The 16571-nt window shown below is 69.9% G+C and carries 10 protein-coding genes and 1 pseudogene; 5 read left to right on the forward strand and 6 right to left on the reverse strand.

The annotated features are described in order from the left end of the window. The first annotated feature begins 77 nt into the window (after nucleotides 1-77). Both KEG38_RS35120 and KEG38_RS35125 read left to right on the forward strand, forming a co-directional pair. Nucleotides 78-1097 carry a serine/threonine-protein kinase gene (locus tag KEG38_RS35120; RefSeq protein ID WP_272424671.1) on the forward strand — a complete coding sequence of 340 codons (1020 nt, stop codon included), beginning with the start codon at nucleotides 78-80 and terminating at the stop codon, nucleotides 1095-1097. Nucleotides 1098-1125: 28 nt separating this feature from the next. Then, entirely contained in the window at nucleotides 1126-6183 is a 5058-nt protein-coding gene (locus KEG38_RS35125; RefSeq protein WP_272424673.1) for a tetratricopeptide repeat protein, read from the forward strand. Between the two features lie 33 nt (nucleotides 6184-6216). On the opposite strand, the gene KEG38_RS35130 is transcribed toward KEG38_RS35125, so the two are convergent. After that, nucleotides 6217-7149 carry a lysophospholipid acyltransferase family protein gene (locus KEG38_RS35130; RefSeq protein WP_272424674.1) on the reverse strand — a complete coding sequence of 311 codons (933 nt, stop codon included), beginning with the start codon at nucleotides 7147-7149 and terminating at the stop codon, nucleotides 6217-6219. A 98-nt stretch (nucleotides 7150-7247) separates the two neighbouring features. On the opposite strand from KEG38_RS35130, the gene KEG38_RS35135 reads away from it, so the two are divergent. Beyond that, nucleotides 7248-8300: an NAD-dependent epimerase/dehydratase family protein gene (locus KEG38_RS35135; protein WP_272424675.1), complete on the forward strand. Its 1053-nt coding sequence runs from the start codon at nucleotides 7248-7250 to the stop codon at nucleotides 8298-8300. Between the two features lie 77 nt (nucleotides 8301-8377). Continuing rightward, the gene (locus tag KEG38_RS35140; RefSeq protein WP_272424677.1) at nucleotides 8378-10888 is read left to right on the forward strand and encodes a DUF5916 domain-containing protein; all 2511 of its coding nucleotides are present in this window, start codon (nucleotides 8378-8380) and stop codon (nucleotides 10886-10888) included. A gap of 121 nt (nucleotides 10889-11009) precedes the next feature. Here the strand turns inward: KEG38_RS35140 and KEG38_RS35145 are convergent, their stop codons facing one another. From KEG38_RS35145 to KEG38_RS35160, 4 genes and pseudogenes are all read right to left on the reverse strand, one after another. Then, complete coding sequence (locus tag KEG38_RS35145; protein ID WP_272424678.1) at nucleotides 11010-12584, reverse strand: hypothetical protein; 1575 nt, start codon at nucleotides 12582-12584, stop codon at nucleotides 11010-11012. 64 nt (nucleotides 12585-12648) lie between these two features. Beyond that, a pseudogene (locus KEG38_RS35150) lies at nucleotides 12649-12834 on the reverse strand (Rdx family protein); the annotation flags it as partial. Nucleotides 12835-12938: 104 nt separating this feature from the next. Then, nucleotides 12939-14318 carry a hypothetical protein gene (locus KEG38_RS35155; protein ID WP_272424680.1) on the reverse strand — a complete coding sequence of 460 codons (1380 nt, stop codon included), beginning with the start codon at nucleotides 14316-14318 and terminating at the stop codon, nucleotides 12939-12941. Next, nucleotides 14315-15220 (reverse strand): lysophospholipid acyltransferase family protein, encoded by a 906-nt coding sequence (locus tag KEG38_RS35160; RefSeq protein WP_272424681.1) that lies wholly within the window; start codon nucleotides 15218-15220, stop codon nucleotides 14315-14317. The genes KEG38_RS35155 and KEG38_RS35160 overlap by 4 nt, the downstream gene beginning before the upstream one ends. Before the next feature lie 167 nt (nucleotides 15221-15387). Here KEG38_RS35160 and KEG38_RS35165 point away from each other — a divergent pair, with 167 nt between their 5' ends. Further along, nucleotides 15388-15876, forward strand: coding sequence for a hypothetical protein (locus KEG38_RS35165; RefSeq protein WP_272424682.1), 489 nt, complete (start codon nucleotides 15388-15390; stop codon nucleotides 15874-15876). Here the strand turns inward: KEG38_RS35165 and KEG38_RS35170 are convergent. Continuing rightward, on the reverse strand, nucleotides 15873-16505 hold the full coding sequence (locus tag KEG38_RS35170; RefSeq protein ID WP_272424683.1) for a DUF192 domain-containing protein: 633 nt from the start codon (nucleotides 16503-16505) through the stop codon (nucleotides 15873-15875). The genes KEG38_RS35165 and KEG38_RS35170 overlap by 4 nt on opposite strands. Nucleotides 16506-16571 lie beyond the last annotated feature (66 nt).

The following is a 16571-nucleotide window of genomic DNA, read 5'->3' on the forward strand; positions in this document are numbered from 1 at the left end:
TGCGGTCTTTGACCGGGCTCGTTTGCCCGCGCTGCCGGGAACCGAAACCCGAGGCGGCCAAAGGGACGACTCCGCTCGTGTTTTGCCCGCGCGATGGGTTCGCGCTCGTCGCCGCGTCGGTCCTCGCCGACGCGGATGGAGATCCGTTCCTCGGGATGACGATCGCGGGGCGGTACGTGGTGCTCGGTCGGATCGGCGCGGGCTCGATGGGGGCGGTGTACCGGGCGCGGGACGTGACGCGGGGGCAGGACGTCGCGGTGAAGGTGTTTCGTGGGGATCGAGGGCTCGGCACGCGGGCGCTTTCGCGGCTCGATCGAGAGGCGCGGGTCCTCTCGATGCTGCGTTCGCCGCACACGGTGCAGGTGCTCGACGTGGGCGAGATCGTGCACGGCGGCGAGGACGCGCTCGTCTCGCCGACGGTGTCGCGGTTCCTCGTGATGGAGATGCTCGAAGGCGAGCCGCTCGGCGTCCGGCTGCGTCGGGAAGGGCGGCTCTCGATCGCGGAGGCGACGCGGCTCGCGACACACGCGCTCACGTCGCTGGCCGAGGCGCACGAGAAGGGGATCGTTCACCGGGATCTGAAGCCCGACAACGTGTTCATCGCGCGCCTCGAAGGCGGCGCGGAGGCGGGAAAGCTGCTCGATTTCGGGCTCGCGGACCTGGGGCTTCCGCCGCGTGATCCGAAGGAGGCGGCGCTCGGGTGGGGGAGCGGTCCCGTCGGTACGCCGCGGTACATGTCCCCGGAGCAGGCGCGGGGCGAGCCGGTGGATGCGCGGAGCGACCTCTATGCGGTGGGCGCGCTCCTTTACCAGATGCTCGTGGGCAGGCCCCCGTTCGTCGAGCGGGATGCGGCGCGGGTGATGGCCAAACACGTGCACGAGCCGCCGATCGCGCCTTGTGATGCGGCGCCAGAAGCGGGGATCCCGCGGGCGTTGGTGGAGCTCGTGGTGCGGGCGCTCTGCAAGCGGCCGGAGGATCGGCCTTCGAGCGCGCGGGTGTTCATCGCGGCGATCGAGGAGGCGCTCGCCGGAGGGCCAGGGGGCGGCGCGGCGCGGCATGCAGCAGGCGGGCGCGAGGCGACTATACGGCGCCCGTAGAGCCGTGTACCTTCGCGCACGGACAACGATGGATCCTCGTGAAATCGAAATGCTCGTCCAGCGCCTCCTCGCGAACCCCCACGACCAGGAGGCGCTCGCGTACGCGCATCGTGCAGGCGCGCAGGACCCTCGCTCGTACGCCATGCTGCTCGAGCGCGTCGGGACGCAGACGCCGGATCCCGCCTACGGCGCCCATTGGCTGAGCGAGGCCGCGAACGTCTGGCAAGCGGCGTTCGGCGACATGAACAATACCGTGCGCACGTTGCTGCTCGCGGTCGACAGGGATCCGATGCATCGCTCGGCCGAGCGGCTCGCGCAGATCTTCCGCGAGAAGGGCGACGCGATGTCGCTCATCCAGCTTTACGAGCGGCAAGCGAAAGGGCTCGCGCCCGCGGCCGCGAAGCCGGAGGTGCGGACGATGCTCCTCAAGCTTCACGAGGAGCTTGGACGGATGTGGAGCGAGCCGCAGCTCGCGCGTCCCGATCGCGCGGTGGAGAACTGGCGCAAGGTCGCCGAGCTCGATCCCCGCAACGTGTACGCGATTTACGCGGCGCGCGAGATCCTGAAGGCGCAGCAGCAGTACGCGGAGGCGATCCCGTACTTCGCGATGGAGCAGGCCATCGCCGAGGATCCCGAGCGCAAGCTCGCGCTCTATCGAGACGAGGCCGACATCCGCAAGCGCGCGGGCGACATGGCGGGCGCGACGCAGGCGCTGCGCTCGGCGCGCGCGGTGCGTCCGACCGACGTCGCGCTCACGCAGGAGCTCGGCGTGAGCGTGCTCGAGCGCATCAACGCGGGCGAGAACGTGCCGCAGCCGGAGCGCGACGAGGCCGCCGGGATCTTCGTGCAGCTCGCGGAGACGTACGACGGGGAGTATGGGCTCTCGTACTCGTTGTCGGCGCTCGGCGCTTCGCCGGGGCACGATCGCGCGATGCAGCTCGCGGATCACTTCGCGGCGCTGCTCGGCCGCACGGGCGAGCTCGGTCCGCAGTACGCGGCGTACCTGAAGGCGAACCCGAACGGGTTCATGGCGAACGTGGCGCGGATGAAGGCGGGCAACGCGCAGCCTCCGCCGCCGCCGATGCCCGCCGCGCAAGCCGCGCCGCAGCCGGCGCAGCCCGCACAGGCGGTGCAGCCAGTGCAAGCCGCGCAGCCCGCGCCCGTCGCGCAGCCCGCGCAGCCCTCGCAACCCCCCGCGGCCCCGCAGCCGTCGCCGCCGCCGGCAGCCGCGCCCGCGTCCGAGCCGCGCGCGCCTTCGCCTTCGGTCGTCGCGATGCAGGCGCAGCCGGCGGTCCCGGCAGGCGACGTGCACGCGCTCCTGGAGGAGGCTTCGGCCGAGGCGCAGAAGGGACGGAAGCCGCAGGCGTACACGAAGTACCGTGAGGCGCTGAAGATCGATCCGGCGAACTCCGAGGCGCTCTCGTGGGTCGAGGAGTACCTGCGACAGAAGCGCATGTTCGCGGATCTGCGCGACGTGCTGCTCGCGGCGTCGCGCGTGCCGACGGTTTCGACCGAGACGCGCAAGGCCCAGCTCCGCGACGTGGCTGGCATGTGCGAGTCGCAGCTCCGCGACATCGATACGGCGATCGCGGCGTGGAAGCAGCTCTGCCAGATCGATCGCGGCGACGAGCAGGCGCGGGATCAGCTCCGCAGGCTGCTCGAGCGCGCGACGAAGTGGGACGACCTCGCGACCGTGCTCGAGCAGGACGCGATGAGCACGCCCGACACGGAGCAGAAGCTCGCGATCGAGAAGAAGCTCGCGAGCCTGCACGAGGCGAAGCGCAAGGATCCCGTGGCCGCGGCCGAGGTGTGGACGCGGATCGCGTCGCTCATGCCCGAGGACGAGCAGGCCGTGAACACGGCCGTGAAGCTCTACGAGAAGGGCGAGCGGCTCGACCTCGCGGCGCAGGCCATCGCGGACAACATGACCGGGTTCACGGACCCGAACACGCGCGCCGGGCTCCTGCAGAAGCTCGGCGAGTTGCGGCTGAAGCTGAACGATCCGGGCGCCGCGGGCGACGCGTTCGCCGAGGCCGCCGAGCTCGGCAAGCAAGCGAAGATCTGGGAGCAGGCCGAGAAGGCGTACACGGCCGCGGGTCGCATGTCCGACGCGGCGAACGCGATCGAGCAGCGCGCCGAGCTCGCGGACGGCAAGCAGCAGGCGACGCTCCTCGCGCAGGCCGCAGATCTCCTGGTCAAGGCGGGCGACGCGCCGGGCGCGATGATCCGGCTCGAGCGCGCCTCCGAGATCGATCCGACGAACGACGCGTACGTGCAGGCGCTCGAAGAGCAGTACCGCGCGGCCGGGCGGCTTTCGGATCTCGTGCACCTGCTCCTCGGGCGCGCGGAAAAACTTTCCGATCGTGGCAAGCGCGTGGCCTCGCGTCGCGCGGCGGCCGAGGTGCAGCGCTCGCTCGGCGACAACGAGGGCGCGCGCGAGAGCCTCTTGCTCGTGCTGTCCGACGGCGACGACGAGGGCGCGCTCGCGCTGCTCGTCGAGGACGCGGCGCAGCGCGGCGATCACCAGGAGTGCGTGGAGCTCCTCCGACGGCTCGGCGCGATCACGAAGGCGCCGGCCGACAAGCTGAACCACGCGCTGCGCGAGGCGAGCATCCTGGCCGAGGGGCTCGACGACGTGGACGGCGCGATCGAGCGGTACGAGGGCATCCTGAAGACGCTCGATCCGAAGAGCCGCGTTGCGCTCGCGGCGATCGCGGATCTCGAAGAGCGGCGCAACAACCCGCAAGGCGCGGCGGCGGCGCTCGAGCGCGAGGTCGCGCTGGCCGAAGGCGATCAGAAGGTCGAGCTCGCGCAGCGCCTCGCGCAGATTTATGAGGCCCGCCTCTCCGATCCGCGCGGCGCGATCCGAGCGCTCGAGATCGTGCACGCGGCCGACTCGGAGGACTTCGACGCGATCGGTCGGCTCGAGCGGCTCTGCGCCGAGGTCGAGGACTGGCCGCGCGTCGCACACTTCCTGCAGATCCTCGTCGAGGTCGAGGGTGACGAGGAGGAGCTGTCCCGCATGACCCGAAGGGTCGCGGACATCCTCTTCGACAAACTCGGCCGTGGCGACGAGGCGCTCGCGGCGCTCGACAAGATCGCCGAGACGGGCGACGAGCCGTGCCGGCGCGCGTACGTCGAGCTCGGCGACAAACTCGGGTGGAAGGGGCTCGTCGCGACGAAGCTCGTCTCGTGGAACGAGTCGGGCTCGGGCCCGGCACGGAACGAGGCGCTGCGCGGCGCGTTCGAGCGGTTCATCGAGGTCGGCCGTGACGCCGATGCTGCCCGCGTGGCGATGGAGCTCGCGCGCTCGCGCGGCGCCGATCGTGCGCTCGCCGAGCGGCTCGAGCAGCTCGCGATCAAGCTGAAGGATCTCGACGCCCTCGGCGTCGCGCACGACCTGCTCGCAAAGGACGTCTCGGGCCCCGCGCGCGCGGCCGAGATGGTGCGTCAAGCCGAGGTGCAGATCGCCGCGTCCGTGCCCGCGAACGAGGCGATCCAGCACGGCGAGGGCGCGCTCGCCAGCGTCCCGCCGGGCGAGGTCGAGCCCTTGCTCGCGCGGCTCGCGGTGCTCGCGCCGGACGTCGCGCAGGTGATCGACGTGTACGAGCGTCAGGTCGGGCGTTGCCGTCTGCCGGCGGATCGGCTCACGGCGCTCGCGCGCGCGGCGCAGGTCGCGGCCGAGCGCGGCGCGAACGATCGCGCACGTGGCTTCTTCGAGCTCGCGCTCAGCGCGGGCGTCCAGGAAGAGACGCTCGTCGCGCTCGAAGCTGCGGCCACTGCGGGCGACGAGCGCTCGGGCGGCACGGGCCTGCGCCGCATCCTGGCCGAGGCGCTCGCGGGCGGCGGTCAGGGGTCGCGTGACGGCGGGCGCACGAAGAGTGCGCTCCTCCGGCGCGCCGCGACCATCGCGCACCGCGCGCTCGCCGATGTCGAGCGTGCCTTCAAGTGGCTCGGCGACGCGCTCGTCACGCACGTCGACGACGCCTCGCTCGACGCGCTCGAAGCGCTCGGCCGCGAGCTCAACGATCTGCCGCGCGTCGAGGCCACGCTCACGCGCGCGCTCGAAGAGGTCTTCGACGGCCCGCTCGTTCGCAAGCTCCTGCAGCGCCGCGCGCGCCTGCGCCGCGACGCGCTGAACGACAAGAAGGGCGCGGGCGTCGACTTCAAGAAGCTCCACGACCTGTCGCCTGCCGATCAGGACGTGATGAACGAGCTCTCGAACCTGCTCACCGAGCTCGGTGATCACCGCGGCATGATCCAGCTCTACGAGGATCAGATCCTCCGCGGCCGTGATCCCGCGATCCGCGCCGAGCTCGCGCGCAAGGTCGCGCGTCTGTGGGAGGAAGAGCTCGGCGACGCGCGCGAGGCGGCCGACGCCTGGCGGCGCGTGCTGCGCATGAAGGCCGGCGACGCCGAGGCGACCCAGGGACTCGAACGCGCGAAGACCGGCAAACTCAAGCGTTCGCCGGCGCGCGCGTCGATGCCCTCGGTGCCGCCGACCGCGGCAGGGCCGTCCGCGCCGCCGCCTGCGTACGCGAGGGCATCCACGCCGCCGCCGCCGCCTGCGTACGCGAGGGCATCCACGCCGCCGCCGCCTGCGTACGCGGGGCCGTCCACGCCGCCGCCTGCTGCGGTCCCCACGCCGTCCGCGCCGCCGCCTGCGGCTCCGACGTGGCAGCCCCCGAACGACAACGAGCCGACGCCCATCGCGCCCGCGGCGGCCTTGGCCGCGCCTCCGCCGATGGTCGTGGCGCCTCCGGCGTACGTCCAGGCCGAGCCGGCTCCCCAGCCTGCGTACGTGGATCCGCAGGCGCAGCCGCAGCAAGCCGCGCAGACGCCGGAAGAGGCGTATGCGCAGCAGCAGGCGTACGCGGCGTACTACGCGCAGCAGCAGGCGTACGCGCAGCAGCAAGCCGCGCAGACGCCGGAGGCGTACGCGCAGCAGCAGGCGTACGCGGCGTACTACGCGCAGCAGCAGGCCTATGCGCAGCAGCAGCAGGCGTACGCGCACCAGCAAGCCGCGCAGCAGCCGGCCCAGGGCGAAGAGCTCGAAGAGGCCGAGCTTCTCGACGACGAATCCTGATGAGCCCGAGGGGGCGGTCCCGCCGCCCCCGCCTCACCAGAACACCGACCTCCGCTCCTTCAGCCCGCGGTTCAACATCGACTGGATGGTCGCCTTCACGCGGAGGACCTTCTCCTCGATGATCGCGTCGTCGTCGTCGGGATCGCCGTCGAAGCGCATGGGTTCGCCGAACGTGATCCTGTAGCGCGTGGGCAAGGGGAGGATCCCGCCCGGCACGAGGAGCTGCGGCAGGATCGGAAAGCTCGGCAAATGCAGCGTCTTCGCCACGCGACGGAAGTTGCCGAGCGAGATGTATTGCTCCTCCGCGCCGATCACGGACACGGGCACGATCGGCGTGTTCGTCTCGAGCGCAAGGCGCATGAAGCCGAGCCCGAAGTCCGTGAGCTTGTAGCGCTCGGCGAACGTCTTCGTCACGCCACGCACGCCCTCGGGGAACACGAGGATCGCCTCGCCGAGCTCGAGCAGCCGGCGCGCGTTCTCGGGCACGCCCACGACCTGCCCGACACGCGAGAAGAATGTCGAGACGAACGGGAGCGTCTGCGACCACTTCTCCACCATGCTCCGCACGATGCGCGGAGGCTCGGCGTCGAGGAACATCGAGGCCGCGATGATCACGCCGTCCATCGGGATCTGCCCCGAGTGGTTCGCCACGAAGAGGACGCGTGACGCGGGCACGCGCTCGATCCCGCTGACGATCGTGCGGAAGTAGAACCGGTGGAAGAACGCCGCGACGCCGATCGCGTACTTCGCCCACTCCGGATCGAGCCCGAAGGGGTCGACGCCGCCGCCTCCCAAGGGGATCGGCACACGACGCAGGCGCTCCTCGAAGTCGCGGCCGAGCAGCTTGATCCCGAGCTCGCCGATTCCGTCTTGGGCGACGCCGAGGGCGGAGCGCGCGATCGGGAAGGCCTCGCGCGTCGCGAAGGTCGAGAGCCTGCCGAGGGTGCGCGCTGCTGCATCCAGCATGCATGCGAACGTAGCAAATCGAGGGCAACACAGCACGGTGCGAAGTGCTTGACGTGACGTGCTTCCGAGCTTCACGGTGAGCGTCGGGGATCGGGGGGATGAACGTGACGAACGGGGGAGGCGAAGCGACGCGCGTCGCGCCGCGGCTCACGATGCGGCCGCCGCGCAGGGCGAGCGTGAGCGTGGATGGGGATTCTTCACGCGAGCCGAGCGTGGAGAGTGATCGTTCGCATTTGCCGGTGCTCATCACGGGCATCTGCGGGCGGCTCGGGCGCAGGCTCGCCCGGCAGTTGCACCGCGAGCGGCCGGTGATCGGCATCGATCGGCGATCGTTCGAGGGCAAACCGAAAGACATCGTCCATCACCAGCTCGACATCCGCCGCAAGAAGACGCAGGACGTCTTTCGCCACGAGCGCCTCGCCGCCGTCGTGCACCTCGGCGTCATGCACGATCCGCGGGTGAGCCAGGCCGAGCACCACAGCTGGAACGTCGTCGGTCTGCAGCGCCTCCTCGAGTACGTCGCGCACTACGACATCCCCAAGCTCGTCGTTCTTTCGAGCGCCAACGTGTACGGCCCTCGCCCGGACAACCCGCAGTTCCTCACGGAGGATGCGCCGCTCCTCGGCGGCGCCTCGTTCAGCGAGATCCGCGATCTCATCGAGGTCGACATGCTCGCGCAGTCGTTCTTCTGGAAGAGGCCACGCACCGAGACCGTGATCCTCCGGCCCGTGCACATCCTCGGCGCCGTGCGCAACGCGCCTTCGAACTACCTGCGCTTGCCCGTGATCCCCACGCTGCTCGGCTTCGATCCGATGGTGCAGGTCATCCACCAGGACGACGTCGTCAGCGCGATCGCCCGCGCGCTCACGCCCGGCGCGCGCGGCATCTACAACCTCGCGGGCCCGCCGCCGCTGCCCTTGTCGCGCCTCGTCGGCATGACCGGACGCTCGCGCATCGCCATCCCGCATGGGATCGCGCAGAACGTCGTCCGTAAGCTCTGGCAGTACCGGGCCACGTCGTTCCCCGCGCCCGAGATCGATCACATCCGCTACGTGTGCATGGTCGACGACGCGCGCGCGCGAAACGATCTCGGCTACGCGCCAACGCACGATCTCGCGCAGACCGTGGCCGCGATCGACGACGTCTTCTGAGGCGCTGCGGCTCTCCGCAAGCTTCCGCCGTCCGTCCGTGCGTCACGCGGTGATACGCTCGGCGTCCATCTCCCGCCATGTCTCTCCTGTCCGCGCTCCTCGCGGTGACCACCCAGGTGGCCACGCCGCACCTCACCGCGACGCGCGTCTCCACCCCGCCGGTCCTCGACGGCCGCCTCGACGAGCTCACCTGGAAGCGCGCCAAGGGCAGCGACGCCTTCACGCAGAAGCTCCCCACGCCCGGTGAAAAGCCGCGTTATCGCACGCTCGTTCGGGTCGTGTACGACGACGAGGCCGTCTACGTCGGCATCGACTGCGAGCAGACGGACGACGAGATCATCGCGCGCCTCACGCGGCGCGATCGCCAGGTCGAGGCAGACGCCGTCACGGTCACGCTCGACACACGCGGCGACGGACGGAGCGCGCTCGAGTTCGAGGTCAACGCGGCCGGCGTCCTCTCCGATGCGCTCCGCTTCAACGACACCGAGATCTCGCGTGAGTGGGACGAGATCTGGGACGCGCGCACCACGCGCACCACGCACGGCTGGTCGGCCGAGTTCAAGATCCCGCTCCGGATCCTGCGCTTCCGCGATCTACCCACGCAGAGCTTCGGCCTGCAGGTTCGTCGCCGCGTCTCCATGCTGCAGGAGGTCGACGAGTGGACGTTCATCCCGCGCGACGCCGGCGGCGAAGTGTCGCGCTACGGCAAACTCGACGGCCTCTCCGGCCTCCGGCCCAAGGCCGCGCTCGAGCTACGACCCTTCCTCGTCGGCGCCCTCCGCTACAGCGAGAGTGAGGCCGAGAGCCGCGGAGCGGGCGTGTTCCCCACGGGCTCGGCGGGCCTCGATCTCAAGTGGCATCCCTCGCAGAGCCTCACCCTCGACGCCACGATCTTCCCGGACTTCGGCCAGGTCGAGGCCGATCAGGTCATCCTCAACCTCAGCAACTTCGAACGGTTTTTCCCGGAACGCAGGCCGTTTTTCCTGGAGGGCGCGGACAACCTCGCGACGCCCTTCAAGCTCGTCTACACGCGCAGGATCGGCCGTGCGCCAGGGACGCCGGCCGTGCGCGACGACGAGGAGACCGTGGGATCTTCGACGCCGGCCACGGTGTACGCCGCGGCGAAGCTCTCGGGTGAGCTCGCGGAGGGCGTGTCGGCGTTCGAGCTGCTCGGCGTCACCGCGCCCGTCCTCGTCGATGTGAAGCGCGGCGACGGCAGCTTCGTCTCGCGCGTCGCCGAACCACTCGCCGCGTTCAAGGTCCTGCGCCTCCGCAAGGACTTCGGCCCTCGCGCCTCGCTCGGCTTCATGGCCACGGCGAAGAGCCGCTTCGAGACGCCGTCCGTGTACCCCACCGTCGAGACCGCTTCCGGCAATGGCCGCACGCGCGTGCTTTGCCCCAAGGAACAACTCGTCGCGCACGGCGCGCGGTGCTTTCACGACGCCTACGTCGCGGGCATCGACGGTCGCTGGCGTTCGCCCGGCGGCGACTACGTGATCAGCGGACAGGTCGTCGCCTCGCTCGTGCACGACGGCCCGCCGCGCACCCTGCCTGACGGCACCGTCATCTCTTCCGGCGACATCGGCCCTGCAGTGCAGGCGCGTGTCGCGAAGGAGGGCGGCAAGCACTGGACCTTCAATGCCGAGTACGCCGGGCATGGCCGCAAGGTCGACTACAACGACGTCGGCTACATGCAGCGGCAGAACCTCCACGCGTTCACTGCGTCCGTCCGCTATCGGAGGCTCGATCCGTGGTGGGTGACGCTCGAAACGGAGACGTTCGTCGACGCGGTCGAGCGCGACACGCTCGATTGGCTCACGCAGGAGCGCATGCTCGTGCTCGGCAACTACACGCGCTGGGCGAACTTCTGGGAGAGCTTCGTCGCGATCCACGCCAAACCCTCGCGCTTCGACGATCGCGAGGTCGGCGACGGCACGGCGCTCGAGCGCGCGCCCCTCTTCGGCGGCGAGCTCTGGGTCGCGACCGATGGCCGACGCCTCGTGAACGGTGAGGCGTGGGTGATGGTGCAGGGCATCGAGACGGGCCTCAACGTGGAGGCCGACGGCCGTTTGTCCGTGCGTATCCTGCCGCAGCTCGACCTCGATCTGATCCCGACCTTCCTCTACACGCGCGGCGAGCCGCGGTACGTCACGACGATCGGCGCGGGCCACGTCTTCGGCCGGCTGCGGGCGCAGAGCCTCGGGCTCACGATGCGCGCGACGTACACGTTCACGCCGCGGCTCTCGCTTCAGGCCTACGCGCAGGCCTTCCTCGAAGCGCAGAGCTTCGATGGCTTCACGTTCTCGAAGGCGCGTGGACCGGGCAAGGTCGCGCGCCTCGCGGAGCTCCTGCCGTTCGGATTGCCGCTCGACGACGATCCCGACTGGGAGGGCGGATCGATCAACGCGAACATCGTCCTGCGCTGGGAGTACCGGCTCGGCTCGACGTTGTTCCTCGTGTGCACGCACGCGCAAGGCGACGGACGAGCGCCCCTCGGCCGGCGCGCCACGGGCTTCGACTTCGGATGGCTCGGCCCGCGCGCCTCCGAAGAAACGTTGCTGGCCAAACTATCGTACTGGTGGGGCTGAGCTCCTCTTGCATCGACCGCATCGCGGTCGATGCACCTGAGGTCCAGGGCTGCGCCCTGGTTCGGGTCCAGGGGCGAACAGCCCCTGGTCGGGCCCGGGGTGAAACCCCGGCGCTACGCTCTCAAAGCCCGGTACACGCCGAGGGCGTCGGATTCGCCTTGCAGTACGCGTCGTCCTTTGGCGCGCCCACGATCAGCATCGCGTCTTGCGACACGAGCCTCGGGCGCGAGTTCGTCACGGCCTTGCACGTCTTGCCGTCGGACGTCTGCGGCTCGGCGAGTGCACAGATGCCGGCCTCGTTCGGCACGCTCCACGCCTGTCCCGTCGGATAGACGAGGTTCATCGAGTACTGCCCTTCCGGCAGACAACCGTAGACGATGTCGAATGGGCGCCCGAAGCGCGCCGCGAGGCTCTGCTTCAACGCCTCTTCATCGGCGATGATCGCTGTCCCGTCCGCGGCCGTCTTGCGGCTCAGCACGAACACGCCGTTCTTCGACGTATCGACCGGATCGATGCAGATCGCTGCCGGCCGCACCGCGACCGTCACCTCGGACTCCATCGACTGGAACGGCGGGTTCATCGGATCGGGCATTGCGGGCGGCAGCTTCGTCGCCGTGAGCAGCAGGTTCTTCAAGAGCGTCAGCCCCTGCATGATCACGCGCGGCCGCGCTTGCGTCTCGATGCGCTTGTCGTTCGCGAGCCGTGGCGCGTTGATCTTCGAGAACACGGACGTCGGGTAGAGCTGCGGCACGTTTGCCGACTCGACCACGTGATCCTCGTTGTTGAGCAGGCCGTCGCCGTTCACGTCCTCGACCGCCATGTAGAGCGTCGCGGCCGGATCCTTCACGGGTAGGAAAAACGGCGTGACTGCGGCTGCGTCGATCTCGGTTGGATCGACGCCTGCCGAGAACGTGATGCGGATGAAGGACGCGTCGTTCGGGGGGAACGTGGCGAACTCGAAGTCCGACGGCACCACGACCTTGTGCGGATCGGTGTTGCCCGCGACGCTGTCGTTCACGGCCGACGGGTAGAACACGGGTCGTTCGAGCGGCAGCACCTGCCCGAGCGTCACGCCGACGCCGAGCACGTGCACGCCGACCGGCGGGATCACGAGGTTTCCCTTGCCGTCGGGCTCGCCGATGTTGACCTCCGTGTACGCTGGCGCCGCGCCCATGAGCACCTCGGCCGCGTTGTCGATCGCGCCGCCGCCCACGTCGCCCGCTGTCGGCAGATTCGAGATCGAGAAAGCCGGGTTGAAGTCGCCGTCGCGATCGTAAAACCCGCGGAACTGGTACGTCCCGCCGCTCAGCGGCGCGATTGTCCACGTCCCGCTCGCGGTGATGTTCGGCGCCGAAGGATCGGGGCAGCGGAGCGCGCCGTCTTTGTCGAAGACGAGTTTGTCGCGGATGCTCGCGAAGAGCACGTCCCCCGGGATCGCGTCGAGGCTCGCGGCGCCCGTGCCGAGGCCCGAGGGCGGCGGCAAGAGGCGCTTGTCGAAGGCGAGCACGATGGCCGCGCCGACGATGTGGCCCTTCTCTGTGCACGGCGGCGGGCCCGTGTAGGTCAGCGTTCCTTCGACGACGCCCGCCGGACCGCTGAACCCCGGGATATCCGGGACGAAGGTGTCGAGATCGCCGCACCCGGCGAGCGCGAGGAGCAGCAGGGCAGGGAAGGGAAGCGCGAGGGAGCGGCGCATCCAGGACAGGGGACCTCATCGACGCACGGCCGTCAAGCTGCGGCCGGTTTGTCGCTCGCGGCGGTCAGCCGGCCGCGCGCTTCGACATGGCGTCGAGCACCTCCTGGATCTCCGGGAAACGGCCTGCCGACTGCTTCGAGAAGATCAGCTCGCCGTCGACGATCACGTCGAACTGACTGGGCTTGCCGATCTCGAGCTTGCTGTCGACGTCGAACGCATCCTTGATGGCGGCCGCGAAACTCACGGCCCGGGGCTTGTAGTTTCAGACGTGGCAGTACTTGATCACGACGTTCATGGAGGCCTCCTCGGAAATCCATGGATGCCGGCGTGGGCGAGCGCAAGGGGCAACGCGCTTCACGCCGAAGGACGTTCGTCCCGCGCGAGCCAGAGAGCGAGGGCGACCGTGAACAGGAGCGCCGTGGCCGCGACGAGGACGCCGCGGGTGCGCTTGCCGCGTGAACGTGCGCGCGGTTTTTCGCGTGCGGTTTCCGCCGTGGGACGAATCTCGGGCGGCTTCTGCGTGGGCGCCGAGAGCGTGCCCGGCTCGCCGTCCGCGGGTAGAGCCTCGCGATCGAAGAGCGCGTCCTCGGCGAGCGCGCGCCGCACGTCCCGGTCGAGCCAGTGCGAGATCCACAGGCGTTTGCCTTCGGGAAGCCCGAGCGCGCGGCGTAGATCAGGCGTCATGGCACGCGCGACATCCTCCGGTCTGGCCTCGAAATCGTGCAGCAGGCGCGCCGATGCGGGCGGATCTTTCCACACGTACCGCGAGGGCCCGACGAGCACGACGTGCGTGCGGCGCGCGGGCGTGCGTGGCGGCTTGAACGCGAGATCCGCGGAGAACTTCCAGCCCTCGTCCGTCCGCGGGAACTGCCGCGCGCGGAGGATCGTCACGACACACCTCGCGAGCTCGCGTGTCGTCTCATCGCCGTCACGCTCGCCCGGGGAGCGCAACGAAGCCGTGTCGCCTTTCGGCCGGATCGAAGCCTCGATCGTCACCTTCGTAGCCTCGGGGCGATGTTCGAGGAAACGCTCGTAGCAATCGAGGATCGGCCCGCTCCGCGCGCGCAGGATACGCGCGATCACCTCGCTGCTCGGCGCCACGGCCTTTGGCTCGGCCCGCACCGACTCCACCACGAGCGGGAGCACCGCGCCTTCCTGCGCTTCGTCCGGAGGTGGCTCCGCGCGCGGCGGCTCGCGACGCGCGAGGATCACGCGGGGCGTGTCGAACGAGACGTGCGCGGCCGGCGTCATGATCTCCAGCGAGCTTCCCGGCGGCGTGACCACGTCGAGCACGGCGAACGAAAAATTCCGATCGACGTAGCTCTTCGTCCACGCGGCGTCGAACGGCTGCTCGCCCGCGGAGGGGCCGACGACGAAGCCCGAGAGCGTCGATCGATCCATCACCCACGCGGCCGGAGGCGCCGGCGCGCGGCCGCGGGTGCGTCGCTCGTACGGCTCGACGAGCGCGTGCACGAGCGCGGCGGGATCGAGCAACGGGCGCGGCTCGATCGTCGGCGTGCTCGGCGTCGGCAAGCCGAGGAGCACGCGCGGCGCGGCGGGCGCGAGGCGCGCGGCGAAGAGCACGTGCTCACGACCGCTCGCCTCGTCGTGGCTCACGATCACGTAATCCTCGTGCACCACCGGCGACGGCGTCGCGCCGCCCACGGCCACCGCGCTCGCCGGGGAAGCGACGGCCACGATCGAGAGCGCGACGAGCGGCGCGAGCGTCTTCATGAGGCCGGGAACAAGCCGTGGCGGCCTTGCTGCTTCAGATCGTTCATCGTCCGCTGCATCGCGCTTCGTACGCGTTCGAAAAGATCCTCCACCGCGTCGGGATCGTCGGCCGCGGAGGGCGGTAGATCGCTGCGGATCGGAGCGAGGATCCGCGTGTGGATCTTCACGGGCGGCGGCAGATGCGGCAGCGGGATTCCCGCGATGATCCCCCACGGCAGCGCCACGCCGAGCGGCGCCACGTTCGATCGCGCGAGCATCGGCAGCTTGAGCGCCTCCGCGATGCGCCGCCCGTCGGTCCAGATGTAGAGCGAGTGATGCGCGCCCACGCTCACCACGGGCACGATCGGCACCTGGTGCCTGAGCGCCGTGCGCACGAAGCCGCGGCGCTTGCCGAACTCGATCTCGTACCGTCGCGAGAACGGCTTGCACGCGTCGATGTCGCCGCCCGGGAACACGAGCACCGCCGCGCCTCGATCGAGCGCGCGCGCCGCGTTGTCGGGGTTCGCCGCGATCGCGCCCGCGGCGTTCAGCCACGCGCCCGCGCCGGGGAAGCGGAACGGCACGTCGTGCATCAGCCCGTACGAGACACGCGCGGGCGAGTAAAGCCTCCAGAACGCGAGCATGTGACAGAACATGTCCGGCGTCCCGGTCATCGCGTTGTGGTTGCCGACCACGAGCGCGGGACCGGGAGCGAACGGCTCTTCGAGCTCGGTCTCGGCGCGGAAGTAGTGGTCGTAGAGCATCCCGAGCAGCGGCATCGCGCGCTCGATGAAGCGCGGATCGCGAGCCTCGAGATCATTCGGGCGCACCTTGTCGCGCGCCTTCTCCGCGAGCGCGGCGAGCCCGTCTTTCAGCGCGTCGACGGGAGGGACTGGCTCATGTGGAACGACGAAAGCAACCACGCATTCCTCGTATACCGAAACCAACAAAAGCGTGCCAAGACCCGCGCCTTGCGTCGGCCTCGAAAGGCGTCGCGCGCCTTGCCCCTGCGTCCTTTTTTCCTCGAATTCGTGCGACGATGGCTCGTCGATACCCCGGCGCCGCGCCCCATCGCGCGGCAGGAGGATTCATGATGTCCGCGCGTTCGATCTTCGCCGTCGCTTGCTCGTTTCTCGCGCTCAACGTGTTCGCTTGCGCCAAAGGCTCGACCGGCGGCGTCGGCGGCGGGGGCGGCGAGGGAGGCGATGACTGGGGGGGTCCAGGACCCGGATCGAGTTCGAGCAGTAGCGGTTCGGGCGGCGGCGGCAGCGGCGGCAGCGGCGGCGGCGTCGCCATGACCACCTGCGACATGACCACGGCCGACTGCTCCACGTGCTCCGAGTGTTCGCGCAACACCGCCGACGGCCTCTGCACGTCCGAGTTCGCGGCCTGCGCCGACAGCCTCGATTGTGGTGACTTCGTCACGTGCATCGACGGGTGCACGGATGGCGACACGGCCTGCTACACGAACTGCGAGTCGGCCTACCCGACCGGGGCGGACCTCTTCAACCAGTACGCCTCGTGCGTGATCTGCAACGACTGCTACGTGCGCTGTGACGGCGCGAACTCCTGCAGCTAGCCCGCGATCCCTTCGAGACGAACCTTCTGGCCGGCGCGCACCCCGTGCCGCCGGCAGTACCCCGCGTTCACCTCGATCACGTAACGCGACGGGCACGGCACCGAGAACGTCGAGTCGTTCATCGTCGGCGTGTTTTCCTCGATCCCCACGATCGTCCCGTCCGCATCCACGAACAGCATGTCGAGCGGGATGCATGTGTTGTGCATCCAGAACTGGTGCACCTCGTTCCGATCGAAGACGAAGATCATCCCGCGCTGCTCGTCCATGTGTTTGCGGTACATGAGCCCGCGGGCGCGCTCGTGATCACGCTGCGCGATCTCCACGGTGACCGTCTCGTCCTTCGCGTCGGCGAACACCACCTTGCCCTCGCGCAGCACGGGCGGCTTGGCGAGATCGTCGGGCGGACACGCCGGATCGGGGCCCGTCTGCGCGAGCGTGCGCTTGGGTTTGTCCTCGGTCGGGTGGATGCACCGCGTCTTCGAGGGGCGATTTTCCGAGGCCTGGGCTTCTTGCCCGATCGGCTCGGGGCGCGCGTCGTGCGGGGGCGGTACCGGCTCCTCCACGCGCGGCTCGCAGGCGACGACCAGGAACCCGAGCGACAGGGCGATGCTGAGCTTCGTGACGGCCATGGCTCGGGCCCCTTCGTAGCACGATGCGAGCCGGCGCTTGACCTTCGCCGCGCCTCGCCGCAAGGG

The sequence above is a fragment of the Polyangium jinanense genome (assembly GCF_028435265.1).
Lineage (GTDB): Bacteria > Myxococcota_A > Polyangia > Polyangiales > Polyangiaceae > Polyangium > Polyangium jinanense.